Source organism: Flavobacterium fontis (genome assembly GCF_900129405.1).
GTDB lineage: Bacteria > Bacteroidota > Bacteroidia > Flavobacteriales > Flavobacteriaceae > Flavobacterium > Flavobacterium fontis.
Genome location: NZ_FQVQ01000001.1, coordinates 400,349 through 420,279, shown reverse-complemented (window position 1 = coordinate 420,279; position 19,931 = coordinate 400,349). Strand labels below are relative to the sequence as shown.

The following is a 19,931-nucleotide window of genomic DNA, read 5'->3' as shown; positions in this document are numbered from 1 at the left end:
GCGCTGATCATACAAATTTTTCCTTAGATATTTTTGTGACTACCCTTGTTTAAACTTCTGTAAGGAATTGTACTATAATAAAAGTGCCAATAAAAAATAAAGAGTATTGCGGGTAAAAACATATTCCGCATTCGCAACATGATCCCCAAATTACCAAGTGTTTGTGAAAATGCTACCGTGCCAATGATTAAAAAGTATACCATAAATCGAATCACAAAAGGAGCCGATTTAATGCTTTTGAAATAGGCAAATTTAAAACCAATGACAAATAAGAAAACTAATAGAAGATTTTCAAGGGCGGCTAAAAGTGTGGGTATACTATTGATATCAAAAGGCAATGGCCGAAATAAAAACGTAAACACCTTAAATACAAAAGGGTAACTACTTATATCAATGGCGGTAGAATTGTTTACACTACCTAACTTTGATGCCTTTGTTTCTGCAAAACTATTGAAACTGTCAAGAGTAGCTTCTTCCAAACGTGCAAATTCCATTACATTGGGAAGTATATAGAGTAAAAGTCCCACCATAATCCCAGAAAGAAAAACTTTTTTATACAAAGCCGTACTTTGACCAAATAATATACTCATCGCCAAAGCCACGAGTATGAATAACGTAATATGAGGCCGAACTAAATAGGAAAGAAACAAAGCAAAAAGGAAAAAAATCCACTTTTTTTTCAAATCTGTTAAAGCTAAAGATGCAATTCCAATAGCAAAAAACAACAATGTATCCTTGCCTACAGCACAACTCCAGAAATGAAGATTGGGTAAGAAAAAAAGAAACGGAAATAAAGAAAACGTATTGATTTTGGGGTTTTCGGGTATCAATAGAATACTCAATCTATAGAAATAACTAACGCCTAAAAATCCAATAAAGGTGTATATCATGGTTCCCGTAAAGTAACTTAAGCCCAAGACATTGGCGGGAATGTAATTTAAGGCATATATGAATAAAGTTCCTTTTTGTTCGGTGAGACAATACAGAAAGGTTTCAAAACTTAAGATTGAGGATTGATTCCAAAAACCGATGGAGTCGCCAAAAACAAAAAAATAGTAATACAGACCAAAAAGTAAATGATAGAAATAGAGGTAGACTAAGTTGGTAAAATTAGTCTTACTCAAACTTTTTTGTACTTTATAGAGATAAATATAACTCGCTACTGCAAGTAGTACTAAAAAAAGTATATCCATTTACACCCGCTTTTTAATCTGGTTTGTGACGCTATTCTCAAAAATTTGATAGTAAATCCAAGCCATCAAATGTACGACGAATAGAATTAGCAACAACACTATAAAAACCAAAATCAAGGAATGAATCTCAGGTAATAAACGGACAATAAATATCTGCACAGGGTTATGAATCAAATAAATAGAATAAGAAATCATACCCGAAAACAGCAATATCCGAGGCGGAGTCCACGTACTATTTATAAACTTTAAAATTAACAGTGCACTCATTATTGCAACCAGAAAATTGGTAAAAAACCGAACCGGATACCATTGATTCCATAGCAAAAAAACAATCAAAGAAAAAATCAATACGAGTAGTGCCAAATAAATTTCTTTGGCAATTGATTTCCCTTGAAGATAAAATTTGGCGGTACCATAACCAACCAGAAATTCAACATTATAGGGCGAAAAAACAAAACCAAAGAACGTGTTTTTGGTACTGTGATGAAATACCACATACACCATCCCTATTCCGATGATCCATAGAGTACATAGAATTTTCCAATACTTTTCGCCAATGTACATAACACTAAACAAAAGGTAAAAAAGTATTTCATGACTTAAGGTCCATGCCACTGATAATGCTGGCTTTCCGGAAGGAGATAAAGTTAAAGAGGTCCACAAACTCAGATCCCTGGAACCGTTGGAGAAGTGGGGATAATAGGTGTAGAAGAAGTAAAGTGCTATACTAATGGGTAAAAAAGGAACATATACACGAATAAATCGAGCCAAGAGAAAACGATGCCATGGCACTGGATTTTGCTTTTTTTGGGCAAAGGCATAGGTTAAAATAAATCCTGATAAAACGAAGAAAAAGTCAACGCCATATTTCCCCAAATGACATAAAAAAAGTAAAAAACTAGAACGAATTGGATGATAATACAACAGGGTATTTAAAGCATGGTGAACCACAACCATTGAAGCAGCTATTCCCCTAAAGCTTTGTAAAACATGAAGTTTATCACTGGCCATGACTTATTGAAATTTAACACAATGTATGGGAACATTTTTGTGTAAGGTAACAATTTCAAAAAGTGTCCTGAAGTTTATTTCCTTGGAATATTTTTGTTCAACGAGACCTCTTCCTTTTGTCCCAAGTTCCTTTCTTAGCTTTTGGTTGAGAATTAAAACTTCCAAGTAGTTTAACCAATCCGTTTCCGTTTCGGCCAAAAATCCATTAACGCCTTCATACACCACTTCGTTATTTTTACCTACAGGGGAAGCAATTACAGGCAAACCTGCGCCCATATATTGAATCAATTTATAAGCACATTTTCCTTTTTCCCATGGCGTTTCAAATAATGGCATCACGCCAATATCCATTTGATTCAATTGTGCTACTTCCAGCTCTTCAGACCAATCATAGCAATAAATAGACTTCAAATTACTAGGCATATCATCCCATTGGGCACCAACAACATGCCACTCAAGATGCGTATATTTCTGATTGAGCTTGATAATGATATTTTCCAGCGATTTGAAATACTTGAAGGTTGTGGGACTTCCCATCCAACCGATTACAACTTTAGACTGTTCATCCTTTAAATTCGGCTTTGTATAGCGATCCAGATCTATTACTGTTGGCAATGTGATCACGTTTTTGGCACCACTTTGCAGTGCATATTGTTTGAGATAGTCATTTCCTACCATAACCAAACTACTATTTCGCATCACCGTTGCTATTTTATTTTTAAGCAAAAATCGCACTAATTTGTTGGGATGTAAATCGTAATTATGAAAAATGGCATCGTCATAATCGACAACATAATTTATACCCAAAAACCGGATTAGCCTTTCAAAAACCGGAGGAAAATAGGGAAACAACTCTTTTTCAACAACTACTTTATCGTACTGAAAGAGTTTGAATAACAACAAAAAACGTCGTAGGTAATAAAACAACAATTTAGGAAAGCCAACTCGTTTTTTAAAATAAAGCGAATTTAAATAGGCATCATCAAAAAAAGGGGCATAGCTTGCCTCGATATTGCAATCCGTAAACAAATCTTCAAACTGATAACTTCGCAATCTACTACTCGCTCCCAAACGGGAATATTTAGTCAAATAAATGATGTTCATACCAGTTTATCTAAGGTTTTTATATACTGTTTTGCACTTTTTTCAATTGAAAAATTTTTCTCTGCAAAATCTCTAATCTTCTTTTTATCAAATGTTTCCGATTTCTCTACAAAATCTGCCACTAAAATCATCGACTTCCGTGAAAAATGATTGAATATAAAACAGCCTGGGGCGTCTTTCAGCAAGTCTTCGGTATCGCCAATGCCTTTGGAAGTGATGGTAGGCAATCCCATTAACAAATACTCTGCTAACTTTATTGGAAACACTCCTCGCATGCTATACCGTGGAATACGTAAGGAAAAAGCAATATCTGCAGCCGAAAGAAAGGCGGGTACATCTTGGTAGTTAATTCGCTTTACAAGAATTACTTTTTTTAATTCCTGAGGAATCCGTTCTTGCATAAAATTAACGTTAGGAGTTAATACCAAAAAATAACCTGACTTTGTTTTATCATAATATTGGCGAAAAATTTCGATCATTTCCTCCACGCAATATTGGGGTCCAAGCGATCCACAATAAACAAACAATTTATCTTTTGCGGAAACACCCAACTCTTCGCGTATCTTTTTTCTGGCCTCTTTATTGGGTTTAAAAAAATCAACATCTCTACCATTGATTACTCTAGAAAACTTCTCCAGCGATTTTCCGCCGATGGTCTCCGCATGTATATTGATTGACTTTTTTGATCGTGTAATTACCAAATCGGAATGGCTTAAAATTTTATCTTCTTGTTTCTTTAAAAAACGATAATGGCGGCTGTTCATTTTTAACCCCCCAAAATCAATTCGTTCCTCTAAAGGCAAACCATCCGCATCAAAAACCAATTTAAATCCACTAATTCGTAGCTTATTAACCAAAAAAGCAGGCATTACACTTCTTGGCATAACTATATCTATAGCGTTATTAATGATATAGGATTCGACAAATTTTCGCCCCTTAAACAATGAATAAATGCTTCCTATTAAGTTGGTTGGTTTTTTATAAACAGGTAAATGTTGGTAGGAAATCTGATATGCTGAAGCTGTTTCCTTAATCTTACTTATTTTATAAGGATCGCTCCATGAAAATTGAATAACGTGAAATTGATAATCACTTTTAGCTTGAATAGCATTAAAAATAGGCAAAAACAAGCCTTCCATGTAATTGGTTTCCGCACCATCCCAACTTATAAATAATATTTTTTTCATTCTAATTATTGTAATTTGCTAGAGAAACTAGGAACAACTGTAAATTTTGATTTGAGTTTTAAAAACCTTTTTTCAAGAAATTGATACGAAAGAAAAGACACGACAATTAGCACTGCAATGGTAGTTCCATAAATCAATACATAACGAAGGTAGATTGACCCAAAATCAAAATCTTTAAGTCCTAAAGCGACGAGATAAATCACCAAAGGATTATATACATATAAGCCGAAGGAAATCTTACCTAAAAAATCCAACCAAGGCTGTTCCAAATTTATCAACGGACGTGGGTTGACCACTTGATTAAAAATGATTCCAAGAGTTACGAGAGCAACAATTTCATGATCTATAATCGAGGCGATATGAAATTGATTGAACGATAAAATCAATAAAAAAAACCAGCAACACAAGTCGACTATAGGCTTCGTAAAAAATGTGAGTATTGATTGGTATTGATACTTTACCCAATAAGCTCCCAACGCTCCAATGACTAGACATCCAAATCGAGTGTAATGGAAAAAGGTAAGCCATCCTTCGGGAGCTTGTGCTACTTTTAAAATGAGTTTAAAAACAATAAAAATAAGAGGAAAAACGCAGGCAAAAATCAAAATACTTTTAAGCTTTTTAACTAGCAATGGCCAAAAGAGATAAAACTGTTCTTCGACACCCAAGGACCAATAATGACCAATCATATAGGTCAAATGATGACTTCCGGGAACAGTATTTATTGTTTCTTTGAATGAGTTTCTAAAGTTTGGAACCATAAAAACAAAAAAAAGAATCGCCCATTGTAAGGTGCTGGGGTCATTGAAAAGGATAACCACAATGAGATAAAAAAAGTAAAGCGGCCAAATACGTAATACTCTTCGCCAGTAAAATTTTTTCAGTGCAATGGTGCCAGTTTTCTCTTTTTCTTCTAATAATAAATAGGTGATTAAAAATCCGCTTAAGGTAAAAAAAATGGTAACCCCAAAATTGGCGATGTCCAGTAAGGGTAAATTAGGGACGCCATAATAATGCAGTCGATTATTGATATGACTAAATACAACCGCTAAAGCAGCAATAGTTCGTATTCCATTTAATCCAGAAAAATAAATTGCCTTATCCATGGATTAAAGAATAAAATTGTACTGTTTTCCTTTGACCAAGACGGCAAAAGTAGGGTCGATGTAAATTGGTTTTACCTGAAAATCTTGGGATAGTCTTGTAACCAATTTTTTCTCTCCCGCGCGATTGGCATTATCAATAAAAACGGTAGCCTCAGAAGCAATCGAAGCTTCAATAAAGGGTGCATTCCCTAACCGACTATTTAATTTGTGCTTTTCCCATGCCGCTGGACCATCAACAAGGATAATATCAAATTGTAGCGATGGATCAAGTTGCGATCGAAGCGTTTCAAAATCATAGGTGTAGGCTTGAGAAAGTGATGTAGATGGTTTTGTGGGAAGATGAAAAAGAGTAACATAAGGCGTTAGTCCCTCTTTATCGATAATGTGTTGTATGTAATCAATCCAACCTTTATCTTCTTCAACCGAATATATATGTGCTTTTAGGCCGTTCTTTTGAATTAAACGAGCCACGATTACCGTAGACAATCCAGCGCCAAACTCTAGGTATTTTTTTCGTTGATTAACTACTAAATCGTTACAAATACAAGCCAGTGCACGAAATTTTAGGCTAGATGTTGTAAAAGGCAGATAATTTTCTCCTTGATGCACCAATTCATGCAACAGAAAAGAAGGTATTTCTTCATTTCTGAAATTAAAAAATTTACCTAGTGCTTTATAGATGAGAAAATTCATTTTTTTCTCAAAAATAAAATGAAATTAATAGGTAAATTCTCGGTATTTAAATAATAATAATTTATTAACTCAAAGTTTCCATTAAGCTTAAATACAATAACTCAACAGACTGACAATAAGCAGTTTCGGTAAAATTTGACATCGCTTTTTGAAACCCATTTTCACCCATTTCTTTCCTTATAAGCAAATTGCTTTGTAAGGTAATAATTTGCTCAGCTATCGCTTCAAGGGAATAGTGTTTAATTAATATTCCCGTGTGATTATCATCTACCAAGTAAGGAATTCCACCAACATTGGTGGCAACTACAGGCAATTTATGAAGCATGGCTTCCGCTAATACCAAACCAAATGACTCCGTCGAAGACAGCAATAGAAATAAATCCATAATCTCATAATAAGGCTGCACATCATTTTGATAATCGGTAAAAATCACCTCATGGACTAAATTTAAATCGTGCACTAAAGCTTCATACCCTTTTTTCTCTCGACCACCGCCCACTAACAATAACTTTACGGGAATACCCTGTGCTTTTAAAAGAGCAGTGACACGTATACAATCAGAAAATCGTTTGACAGCATCATCGTGCATTCGCCCCACGCTTCCGATGACAAAATCTTCTGATGTCAGATTTAACTGATGCCTTACTCGTAACTTTTCCTCATTTGATAAAAAAGTTGGCATCGCTACACCATTATTAATTAACACACACTTGCGTTGTGGCAAGTGAAGTTGCTTTGTAAGATACATATATGTGGCTGGTGATACGGCTACAATTCGATGCGAGAGAAAAGCAAATAACTGCATTAACAGATTGGCTTTTTTACTGCGATTTGATGGCGCGGAAGTCTCCTCAATAATTCGATACGGTACCCTACACATAAATCCATTAATGGCTGCCAACGTTACTCCTTCAAAAACAGCTCCATGAATAATATCGGGTTGAAACTCCCTAATGATTCGTTGTACTTTTTTGTGAATTTTAAAATCCAACGGTGACTTTAGTACGCCGACTTCAATGACTTCAACACCATATTTCAAAAACTCCTCTTTAAATGTACCATAGGCCTGTGTGCAAACCACCAACTGTGAATACTTTTGAGGGTCCAAATTTTTACAAAGCAACAAACGTCTTCGTTCAACCCCACCAGAACCAATGGTTTCAACTATATGAAGGATTCGAATCATTGCCATTGGGTGTAAAGATTTTGTAATTGCGTCACGTACTCCTCTACTGAAAAACGGTTCAAAACGGATGTTCTCCCGCGTTCACCCATACGTTCTTGCTCTTCTAATGGTAAATCGAAAAATGAGTTGATCTTTTGTATTAACTCCGATGGATTCGTTGGATCGAATAACCATCCATTCTCATTTTCAAAAATAAACTCGGGGATTCCTCCTACCCGTGTACACAAACACGGAACTCCTTGCTGCATGGCCTCAAGTACAGCAATACCAAAGCCCTCCGACAAAGAAGGAAGAACAAATAAACTAGCTTCGGCTAAATAGTGTTCAGGATTTGAGACAAAGCCCGTAATAGTCACACGATTTTCAATTTTTAACAAAGCGATTAACTGCTCTAAATTATGACGTTCTCTACCCTCACCCACTAAAACTAAATGAATAGTAGGGTCTTTCAACTGGGGTAATACTTCAATTAAAAGCTTTTGATTTTTTACCGATTCCAACCGACCTACACACACCAATGTTTTTCTAGCATTTGAAGATTTTAGCAGTGGTTTTTCATCAACTGGATTATACAGTACTGTACCTTTAGCATAAGGAATTTCTTGTATTTGTACCAAATATTCGTGAACGGCTTTTGATACACAAATTACTGTTTTTGTAAACCGGTAAATAACGCGCATCAACCACTGTGTCTTTCGAGAATGTTTGGGAATACCTATTTCTTCGGCTATAATTATTGGAACTCCTGCGAGCTTGGCTGCCAATACTCCATAAACGTTAGCCTCAACAGCAGCGGTATGAACTACATCGGGTTTTTCTTTCTTTATCCATTTATATAGCTCCCATAAGGTCTTTAAATGAATTAAATGAAAATTTAAATCAAAAACTTTCACCGAAAATCCTCGACGGATTAACTCATTGGAAGTATAACCACCCGTGCCAATGGCAGCAAAAATATAGTCGTGCTGTAACCATTCCTTATGCAGCGTAAAGGACAAATACTTGCGTTCTTGCCCCCCAAAATCTAAAAGTGTTGTCAATCTAATGATTTTCATTTCTAACCCTTTTTATTTGCTTTCGAATTTGCCCCAGAATAATTTGAACAAACTGAGTTTCTAATTGATAAAACACCCACATGTAAATTAACAATCCAATACTAACTTTTAAAATGAAAGCATAAAAAAGCTTTACTTCTAAGAAAAGTCCCAAAACACAAACCCCAAAAACCATAGCAAGAGTAGCTACAACAACCGACTTTAAGGTGGTGAATATCCTTGAAATTTTCAAATTTAACAAACCAATGGCGGTAGTGTAAACTGGATAAAAAAGTAAAATATTGGCTAATAAATAACTCCAAGCTACGCCTTTGATTCCAAACTGAACACCCACAAAAAAACTAACTATGAGAACAACATTAACGAGTAGGGATATTCGAAAGGCAATTTTTGTTTTCCCCAAAGAATAATAAATTACACCATTCAAAGTGACTATGGACTGTAGCGCACCTACAATGGACAATAGCGATAATACGGGAATCATCGCCTTCCATTGTTCACCTAAAAACAAAAGGACAAATTCATTGGATACCAATGACAAACCTATAAGCAATGGAAAAGTGAGTACAGCAATATATTTGATCAACTTTAAATAATTATCGGCAAGCAATGTTACATCCTCTTGTCGTTGGGAAAAAGCGGGAAAAAAAACTTTTGAAACTACCGATGACAAATTCTTTACAGGCAACAACATCAAAGAATAGGCGCGGCTATAAATTCCTAATTGCGATGTGCCAAGACATTTACCAATAATAAAATTATCAAAATTTCTTGACCAATAATTTAACACATTGTCTCCAAAAGCAGGCAATCCAAATTGCCAAATAGAACGAATAACAGCCATTTCAAAATGTAAGGTTGGATACCATTTTGAACCTACCCATACCATAAACATTTGCACAATACTGTTTACTAAATACATGGCTACAATAGCCCACACACCATAATTATTCAACGCCATTACAATAGCAGTAGCATACCCAAAAAATAAAGATACCCAATTGATAATTACTTTCTTTTTAAAATTCAATGATTTAATCAATACATTAAATTGTACTATGGAGGTGGCATTAAGAATGATAGAAAGACTACTCACCTTGATGACTGAGGAAAGTATAGGTTGATTAAAAAAAAGAGCCACAAAGTCGGACAAAAAATACAATAGTAAATAAATAAAACTGGCTATAACACAATTTAACCAAAAAACAGAAGCATACTGTCGTGATGTAAGCTGTTGATTTTGAACAATTGCGGCTCCAAAACCCATATCTACAAATAACTGGGCAAAATTGGTAAACATCAGCACAACACCAATTATACCAAAAGATTCAGGACCTAATAAACGCGCAATAAATAAACCAAAAAATAAATTGGCAAATTGAACGACGACTTGATCCGAAAAAGTCCAAAATAAACTTTTTTTAACTTTCTTTTTTAGGCTCATAATGCTTGATACGCTTCATGCCAATTAGCAATAATTTTATCGTTACTAAAATGGTCATTGATTAGCAATCGATTTTCCTGTTGGTTTTGGGTCTTTGAACTATTCTGATCTAAATCCTTCAAAAGAATGGGGATATCATCAAGGGTTTCTACTTCAAAATACTGTAGGCCCGCTTTTTTAAATGTTTTATAATTCAACCATGACCCTGTAATTACCGTTGTCTCTGCATAAAGCATTTCTAATACACTTCCGCTTAACGCATCTGAGATGGGGACATGAATAAAAATATCGGTTGCTAAACGCGATAGCGCTAATTCTTTTTTGGAATAATAAATTTCGTTTATAAAGTAACTAGCCTTTAAGCGATCTAAATGTTGAATTAATTCCTGCTTAAATGCCACCAATTCATTCGGAGGACAACCGTAATTCAAATTGATAACAAAATGATATTCTTCATATTGTTCAAATGTTGCCAGGCATTGAAGTGTTTTTATTTGCTGATTGGCAGCGTTTCCATTATGTCCTATCAATACATTTTTTTTTGTCGAATGAAAGCCAAAATTTTCCTTAAACCGTTTTATTTCATCTACATCATTTCTAAAGTGGTCAATATGTTCATACGTTATACGGTCAAGAGGGAACAAACAAATTCTAATTTTAGGCTCCAAGTCTCTCCCAAATTTGGCCAAAATAATCTCTTTCATTTCAGGTGTCTGACAGGTAACAATAGAAGCTTTTCGTAAGGCTTTATAAACAACAAAATGATTAAAAGAATCGGCAGTTCGTAACAAATCAGAACCCCAAAAAGAACAGATGACTTTTGCTCCTTTGGGCAACAAAAAAAGTGACCTTAGGTAGCTGTATTGCATAAAATGAAAATGAAAAACATCAACCATTTTGAAATTTTTATTGGCTATCAAAAAAGCACACTCTTTAAAAAATGAGAACCCAAAATGAATCGCTTTAAAAGGTTTTCGCTCTACCAATAAGATGTAATGAAAAAAAAGATATAAGTAGCGATTAAAAAGAATAGCCCCGCTTGCAAACAAATAATGAATAAAAAGTGGCTCTACACGTACCTGTTGATTATCATACATCCAAGATTCATCCTTCTTTTCGTCATTCAAATCTTTGATTAAAGGGGCAACAACCTGATAATCAGGATACTTTAATTTTAAGACAGCGTAGAGATAGGATAAAAAATTATTTTGTCCTAATCCTAATGCTAAAATCTTTTTACTCATCCCTATTTCTTTGTATAAAAGTAAGACTTTTATTGATTAAACACTCTCTATAAATAAGAAAGGTCACCTTTTCAGGTGACCTAAACTTAATTTAACCTATAGGGAACTTATTGCTTGATTACTTTTTTAACCACCACTTCTTTGTTGGAAGTAGAAATTAATTTCACAATGTAAATTCCTTTTTCTAAACGACTTAAGTCTTCAGTGATAGAGTTAAGTCCTTCTTCTAATTGGATAGTTTTTGAAGCAGCAACTAAATATCCATCCATGGAGTAAATCGCTAATTCAACCGAACCTTTCAATTCATTTTCAACAGCAATTGTAATTACTCCAGAAGTTGGATTAGGATAAATTTCAGAACGAACGATAGCTACTTCTTGAACAGGAGTTTCTTCAACAAACTCTGTTTCACGAGCACAAGCTGTACTTGTTAATGTAATTCTACGAGCTGCACTTGATACACCACATGCATTTGTAGCTACAACAGTGACTAAGTTTGAGGTTACTGTGCTAGCCACATTAGCAAAACTGATAACCGCTGTGTTAGTTCCTTGACCACTTAAAATTTCAGCACCAGCTACAGTAGTCCAAGTGTATGAAGTAGCTCCTACAACAGCAGGAACAGTGATTGTCTTAGTATCACAACGGTTGAATGATGTTACGCCAGTTGGACTTGTTGGAGTTCCAATAGCAGCAACAGCCGTTGACAACGTTACTGAACGCGTAGTGGTACTTGAACCTACACCATTTACGGAACTGATAACAATAGTTTTTGGAGTAACTGATGCAAAATTAGAAGGCATTAATACGGAGAATGACAAGTCACTAGTTGATAATACATTGCTCGAATTTGACAGGTTACTTGGAGAGGTTACTACAGAACCTGCAGGACCTGTAATTACATACGAATTTGCCAATGGAGAAGCAGGGAAAGTATACGAATACGTTTGATCAGCACAGATACCAGCAATTTGACCTGTAATAGCAGTCACTGCAGCAGGCACAGTAGCAGTTACACGCAATAATTTAGCTGTTGAAGAAGTAGCTGGAACTAAAGCTGCATTATTCGTTATTGAAGAACCGATACCATTTACCGCTTTTACACCTAGGTAAAGTGAAGTTGTGCCAGGAGCAACACCTGCAAAATTAATTACAATTTCGTTAGTGTTACCACCGCTGATTTGGTTAACACCAGCAGGCAATTCCCAATCGTATGATGAAGCAGTTGGTGAAAGAGCAGCAACCAAACGCAAAGGAGTAGTAGTCCCAATAAAACGACTCACCACAGTAACAGCAGTTGTTGTACTCACGGCATCATTGAATAATTTAACCGTTGTAGGAGCCGCAGGAATAGCAGCAACTAATTTCTTTAATTTAGAATTTTTAATTACAAGGGTACTTGCTACACTAAATACAGAAGTAGCATTTGTACTTGGAGGAACAATCGGAGTATATACTTCATCATAGGTTGTGTAATATAACCCAGGAATGTCATTACCAGCAATAACGTCAGCATTACGCGTATTTGAAGTAGAAGAACTTCCAACACCATTCACGGATTTCACACCAAAATATAAGGCTGTTGTAGCTGGATTGGTTACACCTGCAAAGTTTACTAAAATTGAAGGCTTGTTGGAAACAATTTTAGTTCCATATCTTGGATAATTTTGTGATGTAATTCCACCATAAGCCGTAGTACCGAAAATACGTTGTTGACAGGTTGACACCACAATTTGAGTAGTTTCTCCATTCACATCGACAGTATAAGTATTGAATGTAACTACCCAATATTTATTTCCTGATTGTGTTGGAGTTGATGAAGGAGCAAAGAAGGGTTCTGCAGTGTAAGTAACTGTAGTAACCACAGGCGCAGGAGTTCCTGCAGGCAATGATAAGTTAACACCAGCAGGCAATTCCCATTCGTAACCTGTAGCAGCAGGAACTGAACTAGCAACAATTGTGATTGGTGTATTTGAACCCATATAACGAGCATAAGAGGTTAATGCTGTAGTTGGGGTTGAACTTGCTCTATCATAGAAATTTATTAGTGTTGGTGCAGCAGGTAAAGCTTTTGAAATTAAAAGTGATTTAGCTAAAGTTCTACAGCCATTTGAATTTACAGCTTGAACTTGAATAGAACCAATATTACCTGGTCCTGGAGGAACATTGTTATAATTTACAACAATTGAATTTGTTCCTTGACCAGAAACAATATTAACACCGTTGGGAACAGTCCATAAATAAGATAAAGAAGAATCAACAAAAGGAGGGATAGAATAAGTAAACTCAGCTGTTGTAGCAACATAAGGGCCAACGGCTGTAGCTGAAGTAGCTCCAGCAGGTGCAACTCCTGAAATAGTGCCAACAACTTCTGTCGGTAAGGCCAAAGTAGTCACCACCAAAGGAACTCGTGCACTTTCAACACCGTTTGTATCTACTTGCGATACATAAAAAGTTCGTGTACCCACCACAGAAGTTAAAGGAGTAGGAGCAGTAGTAGAAGCTGTACCACCAGTAGCCAAGGTATACCAACGTAACGAAACACCTGTAGTAGTTAAAGTAGCTGTTAATGGAGTTGCAACAGCTCCTCTACAATAAGACACGTTATTTACAACTGGAGTAGAACCCGTAACGATGGTAACGAATGGAGCTAAAGAACTATCTGTAAAATCTGCACCCGAAGCAGCAACCCCTATTGGACGGTAATCCAATCCTAAATACGTATTGGTTGTGCTATAAGGTAAAGCTAGTAAACCATTACTTGAAGATAAGAATGTATTCGCATTTGAAGTAAACCAAGAGTTTAACGAAGTTGGGTTAACCCCTGCAGCAAAAGAAGGGTTAGGAGTACCCGCGATAATGTTATTTTTGAATTTCAACAACCCAGAGTTAGCGTTAGCAACCGTAGCTGAACCATCGATAAATACAAAATTGTTTTTGAAATCCATAAAAATGGAATTGTAAATTTTGATTTGACAAGCTCTTCTCAAACGAAGCGCGCGCTCATGACCTGAGGCTAAAGCTGTAACAGGTGATAAAGTAGCACGTACAGCAGGTCCGATCATAGTCACGTTGGTGAAAATTGCCGAAGTATTATCATTGGGCGCAGTAACAGTGGTACCCGCAGCATTGTTATCCACCTCAAAACCTTCAGAGGTAGAAACTGCTGGGTTATCCGCTAATGAAGGATCTTTAACACACAACACATACTGAACAGCACCTTTGAAACCGTTATCAGCATCCATATCGTCGTCCAAATTTCTGTATGCAACCAAATGCTTACAATTAACCGATCCACCAAACCATTCAAAAGCATCGTCATTGGCATAAGAAACTTGAACATAGTCAATAGTTGTTCCACTACCAACGGCTCCCATGGTTAATCCGTTGATTTCGTTATTTGGTGAAAACACGTATCCTCCAAATTCGATTCGTACATATTTTAATGTACCCGAGTTATCATTGTCAATTGGAGTTGTTCCTCCACCGTATTCAGTATTTACTGAAGCTGTAATTCCCTCAATGTTGTTTACACCATTGTTGATGTTAAATTTTGCACGTCCTAACAACACAATTCCACCCCAATCACCAGGCTGTCTCCCTTGCGCTACAGTTTTTGCAGAGGTGAAAACAATCGGCTGAGAAGGAGTACCAATAGCATTAAGTTTCGCTCCACGCGTCACAATTAAGGCCGTCCCTGAGTTAGTGAAGTTACCTTTAACTACTACACCGGGTTGAATAGTAAGCGTAGCATTGTTACGCACATAAATCAATCCCGTAAGATAATACGTTCTTCCTGTTAACCAAGTTGTGTTGGTAGTAATGTCGGTTGTTACATTAACAACTGTTCCGTCAGGATACGGTTCATTTTTTGGATCAAAATTTGTCCAAGAATCGGTCCACATTGGTGTTGGAGCCGGAGCAAATGCACCTCGATACGAGGTTTGGTCAATTTGCGCATTAATGAAGCTTACAAAAAGCAACAGTAAAGGCAAAAAATAATTTTTTTTCATAATTTATATTTTAGGTTTATTTGATATACAAAACTAATTTTAAAGGGGTTAGCCCTTGAAAATTTAGCATTACGATATTGTCATTAATTAGTTAATGTAACTTAAAATAAATGTTAAAAAAAACGGCATTCTTAACAGAGTGCCGTCTTAACTATAGTAAGTGGTATTTTATCTAAAAGTTGTAGGTAAACGTCAATGAGAAGCTTTGCCCAAATCGAGTCCTCCAAATCACATCATCCTCTTTGGCATTAAATCCGTCTTGATAATGGTAATCCCCTGTAAAAATTTGATTGGCTAAGGTTTCAAGTGTTCCATAACGAACAGAGTTCTTATAATTATTTTGGTAAAAAATCAAATCTTGGGCCAATAGATTTTGAATATTGAGTTTAATTTCCATCTTCTTTTTGATGGTTTTTGAAATCTGCATATCAATAAAGGTTCGGCCTTTTTCCCAGATAGCAGGGCGAATTTCACTTTCAGTAAATGCAATACGATTACCAGTTCTGTTTAAATTGGCAGAAACCGACCATCCGTTATCATTATTTAAATATTGAATACCCGCATTGACCACATAAGGGGATTGCCCTTGCAAAGGTCGTTTGGTAGCAATATTGGCGGTATTTAAGTTTGAAATATCCACCTCTGAATTAATGACCGCTAAATTGGAGAATACTGTAATATCTTCCAAAAAGGGCAGACCGGGAAAATTCAATAAACTGCTCAACATCGCTCTAAACTCCAACTCAATTCCACTATTCACGGCAGCATTAGCATTAACATAAGTAATCGTTTTGTTATTTACCTGCTGCTGAATTTCAATGGGATTGGTGAAGTTTTTTCTAAAGTAAGAAACCGATAACAGTTGGTTCTTCCCTGGATAAAACTCATATCGTATATCAAAATTGGTGATTTCTCCCGTCTTTAATAAAGGATTTCCTTGGGTAAAAAATTGATTGGTAAAATCGTAAAAACCAAACGGCGCCAACTCCCTAAACTCTGGTCTGTTCAACGTTTTAGAATAACTAAAACGCAAATTTTGTTTAGAACTTAACGATAAAATCAAATTGGCTGACGGTAATAGATTATCTTGAACATCTTCTAAGGCTAAAAAATCAAGCTCTGTTAGACGAGCATTAACTCGCTGTGTATACTCTTCAAATCGAACCCCCCACACAAATCGTATGAACTTATAGCGATTATCAAACATAACATAAGCCGCCTTTAAATCAGAACCCGCCGTATAAGCATCGGTAAACTTTGTAAAATCAGCGATAGTAAATCCATTTACACCTGGAGATATTACCCCCATATTGGCCACATTAAAAATTTGCTCATTGGGTAAACTCAATAAGTTAGAATCAAAAGTACCCCCAGAAGTCAGCTGATTGTATTGCATTTGACGCGCAAAAAAATCTCTTGCTCGCGTTTGATACATTCCGCCTATCTTGACCTCATTGATTAAATCTTTGCCTAAATTAAATTTTTTACTCAAATCCAATTTACCTCCCTTGATATCTTCGCTGGTTTCCGAAAAAAACATACCGCCCCCATAATCAGGGCCACCATTATTGAACGCAATTTCTGCACGAGGACTATTTTGATTGGGATCGGTACTGTTCGGGTCAGAGATAGAATAAATATTACGTCTTAAATTAGGTATACTTCTTTGAATATCACTTAAAAAAGCATTCCAACTTAACTTGATTTTTTTATTTTGAAACGTATGATCCCCACCCAATTGACCTGAATATATCTTATTACTAGTAAACCAACGCACATCGGCTAAAAGAAAACGCGTATCGTTAACATCGCGTTGCCCTCTTCGTTCAACGACTAAATCGGTTGAATTGATACTGTAAATATTCTTAAAAAACACGGTGTGGTTTTCGTTGAACTTAAAGGATAAGTTACCCAAACCGGCTGTAAGCACTTGTTGGGTATAATTGTTGTCTTTAAAACTCGATACCAATAGCGTTGAGGTAGGATCAGGATTATCATAATCAAAACGCTCAACATCATTAAAATTATTTGTTTTTGTATTGGATACAGAAAAAATCATTCCCAGAGTTTTTTCCCCCAATTTGATGCTTCTACCAATACTGTACTGGAAATTATAATTTGGGGCAAATTTTTGCGATTGTATACCCCAATCATACTCAAAAGTCTTTGCTAATTCGGCTTTTTCTTGAAAACTTAATACATTAAATACCTCCGTACTGGGCAAAGTAGATGGAAATGCTCTTACTCCATTGTCGTATCCTAACCAATCTGTACCACTCCCCTCGTAAGTTCGTTGCTCTTGAAATGTGGTAATGGTATTAAAACCGCTCCCTATAGAAAGTGTTTGAAAATTACGATCAGGAACTGACTTCGTATTTATTTGTACTACCCCTCCCGCAAAATCGGAAGGCAAATCGGGGGTAGCAGTTTTTGTAATAACTAAATTATCCAACAAATTGGAAGGGAAAATATCAAACGAAAACGCTTTTCGATCCGATTCTGAACTGGGTAAAGGTGCTCCATTCAAAAAAGCTACGTTATAACGGTCATTTAGTCCGCGAATCACTACAAACTTATTATCTTGTACACTAGCACCACTAATTCGTTTTAGTACATCTGATGTGGTTCTATCGGGAGTCTTTTTTATCGTTTCGGCCGAAATACCATCCGACACACTAGCATTATTCTTTTGTTGTGTCAAAAGGGATTTTACGGATTCTGCTTTGGCTCTTGTTTTGGTAATGACTACTTCTTCAAGTGTATTCTTTTGCTCCTCTAAAGTAACATCTAAATTTGTCACCTCATTGGCAGTAATAACTACTTCACTTACTTGCTTGGGCAAATAACCAATCATTGAAAATTCTACTTCATACACTCCGGGCGCTATTCCAGTAATGACAAATTTTCCTTCACCATCTGAAATGGTACTTTTATTGGCTCCTTTTATTATTACATTAACTCCAACTAAAGTCGTTGCGTTCTTTGCATCGATTAGGGTTCCTTTGAGCGAGCCATTTTGAGCAACGGCCATTGAACAAATAGAGGCAAACAAAAAAGCTAAAATTGTTCTCATATTGAAATTTTAATTGCCCAAAATAAGAACAATAAGAAAAAATAAAAGTTAACTGAAAATTAACATTTTTTGAAGTGTTAAAATAAACATATCTAATTGATTTTGTTGTACTTACAAAAAATAAAACAGGTAAAAAACCCTAAAAGCAGCTTTTTTTGTTAACAAAACGTTTCTTATATATTATGTAATTTGTTTGGTTTATATCCGTAAAGTTTAACTACTATATTTGTCGCTAAATTCATTTTTAATTTCATGAAAACTACCTTCAAATTCTTCTTCTTATCCTTATTTTTTCAATGGGCATCCGCTCAAGAAAATGCAGCGATATTAGACAGTGTAAATGGAAAAGAAATTGACTCCACTATTTCAAAACTAAATAATTATCGATGGAGATTTGAATTTTCAATCGGTGAGAGTAAAGGAATAACCCCTTATTCTGAAAATTACTTTTCAACGAATAATAAGAAGAAATTTGGTGTCCTTGATATAAACTCATATACAATAGGTGCAACCTATACCTTAAACAGAACTATAGGTATCCGAGGGACTTTTGCTTTTGATCGTTTTAGAGAAAAAGAAAATAAAAGCAAACCCTTTGAAACCGCTCAATTTCGTTTAGGAATTGAAGCTATGGTTGACTTAAATTCCTTTTTAAAGTTTAATAGTGAAGATTCACGCTTTAAGTTAATGCTTCACTCAGGTATTGTCTTATCTACATTTCAAGAAGTTACTTCCGACAAAAATCCTATTTCTGGGAGACGCGAACTCAATGGGGGAATTGTCTTAGGAGTCATGCCCATGTATCGCATTACCAAACAAGGCTTTGTTCATTTGGATTTGGTTACAATTCATAACTTTAGACAGCATTATACCTGGGATGGTGTGTATTCAAATCCCGATCAAAATTTATATGGACACATGATTAATGTGTCTCTCGGTTTTTCATATTCTTTTGGAAAACAATTAAAATGGAAGTCCGACAACAAAGAAATTGTGGACTTAGAAGCCAAAAACAATGCTTTGCAAAAACGCGTTGAAGATTTGGAAGTTAAAATGAATGATGCAGATAAAGATGGTGTTCCTGATTATCTTGATATTGAAAATAACTCGGTTGCAGGTGTTGCCGTAGACACAAGAGGAGTGATGATTGACGTGAATAAAAACGGTGTACCCGATGAATTGGAACGCTATTTAGAAACAAAGTATGGAAGTGTTGAACAATCCAAAACAATCACAAAAAATAATGATACCGAATCAGCAGAATTCTTCAAACGATCGATTGATGAAGGCTACATTTCAATTTTGTTTGATATCGATAGCGCAACACCCAATGCTGTATCCTATGATGGCATCTATTTTGTCTTAAATTATTTGAAACAAAACCCTTCCGCAAATATTACCATTGTTGGATATGCAGACGCCAAAGGTGACAAAGAATACAACAAACGACTTGCTTTGGCTCGGGCCAAAAATGTAAAAGATATTCTAGAAAAATCGGGGATTGAATCCAATCGAATGAACGCAATTTCTGGCGGCATGGATCAAACCGTCGATGTTAATGCCGCTGAAGCCCGAAAACTGGTACGAAGAGTAATTTTTAAAATTAATTAGTCTGTAGATTT

General features: G+C 35.7%; 13 protein-coding genes. 1 reads left to right on the top strand and 12 read right to left on the bottom strand.

The genetic code is table 11. The features are described 5' to 3' along the window. Positions 1-23: 23 nt before the first annotated feature. The 12 genes from BUC17_RS01870 to BUC17_RS01815 form a co-directional block, all read right to left on the bottom strand. Positions 24-1,193: a hypothetical protein gene (locus BUC17_RS01870; protein ID WP_073360944.1), complete on the bottom strand. Its 1,170-nt coding sequence runs from the start codon at positions 1,191-1,193 to the stop codon at positions 24-26. Further along, positions 1,194-2,204, bottom strand: coding sequence for an acyltransferase family protein (locus BUC17_RS01865; protein ID WP_083544700.1), 1,011 nt, complete (start codon positions 2,202-2,204; stop codon positions 1,194-1,196). Between the two features lie 3 nt (positions 2,205-2,207). Further along, on the bottom strand, positions 2,208-3,308 hold the full coding sequence (locus BUC17_RS01860; protein ID WP_073360938.1) for a glycosyltransferase: 1,101 nt from the start codon (positions 3,306-3,308) through the stop codon (positions 2,208-2,210). Next, complete coding sequence (locus tag BUC17_RS01855) at positions 3,305-4,495, bottom strand: glycosyltransferase family 4 protein (RefSeq protein WP_073360935.1); 1,191 nt, start codon at positions 4,493-4,495, stop codon at positions 3,305-3,307. Before BUC17_RS01855 ends, BUC17_RS01860 begins: the two co-directional genes overlap by 4 nt. Positions 4,496-4,500: 5 nt before the next feature. After that, entirely contained in the window at positions 4,501-5,601 is a 1,101-nt protein-coding gene (locus BUC17_RS01850) for an acyltransferase family protein (protein ID WP_073360933.1), read from the bottom strand. Positions 5,602-5,604: 3 nt separating this feature from the next. Then, complete coding sequence (locus BUC17_RS01845; protein WP_073360930.1) at positions 5,605-6,294, bottom strand: class I SAM-dependent methyltransferase; 690 nt, start codon at positions 6,292-6,294, stop codon at positions 5,605-5,607. 64 nt (positions 6,295-6,358) lie between these two features. Continuing rightward, positions 6,359-7,486 (bottom strand): glycosyltransferase, encoded by a 1,128-nt coding sequence (locus BUC17_RS01840; protein WP_073360927.1) that lies wholly within the window; start codon positions 7,484-7,486, stop codon positions 6,359-6,361. Next, positions 7,477-8,535, bottom strand: coding sequence for a glycosyltransferase (locus BUC17_RS01835; protein ID WP_073360924.1), 1,059 nt, complete (start codon positions 8,533-8,535; stop codon positions 7,477-7,479). The genes BUC17_RS01840 and BUC17_RS01835 overlap by 10 nt, the downstream gene beginning before the upstream one ends. Beyond that, entirely contained in the window at positions 8,522-9,979 is a 1,458-nt protein-coding gene (locus tag BUC17_RS01830; RefSeq protein ID WP_073360921.1) for an MOP flippase family protein, read from the bottom strand. The genes BUC17_RS01835 and BUC17_RS01830 overlap by 14 nt, the downstream gene beginning before the upstream one ends. After that, positions 9,976-11,223: a glycosyltransferase gene (locus BUC17_RS01825; protein WP_073360918.1), complete on the bottom strand. Its 1,248-nt coding sequence runs from the start codon at positions 11,221-11,223 to the stop codon at positions 9,976-9,978. Before BUC17_RS01825 ends, BUC17_RS01830 begins: the two co-directional genes overlap by 4 nt. Before the next feature lie 107 nt (positions 11,224-11,330). Next, a complete protein-coding gene (locus BUC17_RS01820; protein WP_073360913.1) occupies positions 11,331-15,236 on the bottom strand; it encodes a T9SS type A sorting domain-containing protein in 3,906 nt (1,301 codons plus the stop codon). A gap of 172 nt (positions 15,237-15,408) precedes the next feature. Then, positions 15,409-18,309, bottom strand: coding sequence for a TonB-dependent receptor (locus BUC17_RS01815; RefSeq protein ID WP_073360909.1), 2,901 nt, complete (start codon positions 18,307-18,309; stop codon positions 15,409-15,411). Positions 18,310-18,561: 252 nt separating this feature from the next. Between BUC17_RS01815 and BUC17_RS01810 the strand changes: the two genes are divergently transcribed. Next, positions 18,562-19,920 (top strand): OmpA family protein, encoded by a 1,359-nt coding sequence (locus BUC17_RS01810; protein WP_073360906.1) that lies wholly within the window; start codon positions 18,562-18,564, stop codon positions 19,918-19,920. Positions 19,921-19,931 lie beyond the last annotated feature (11 nt).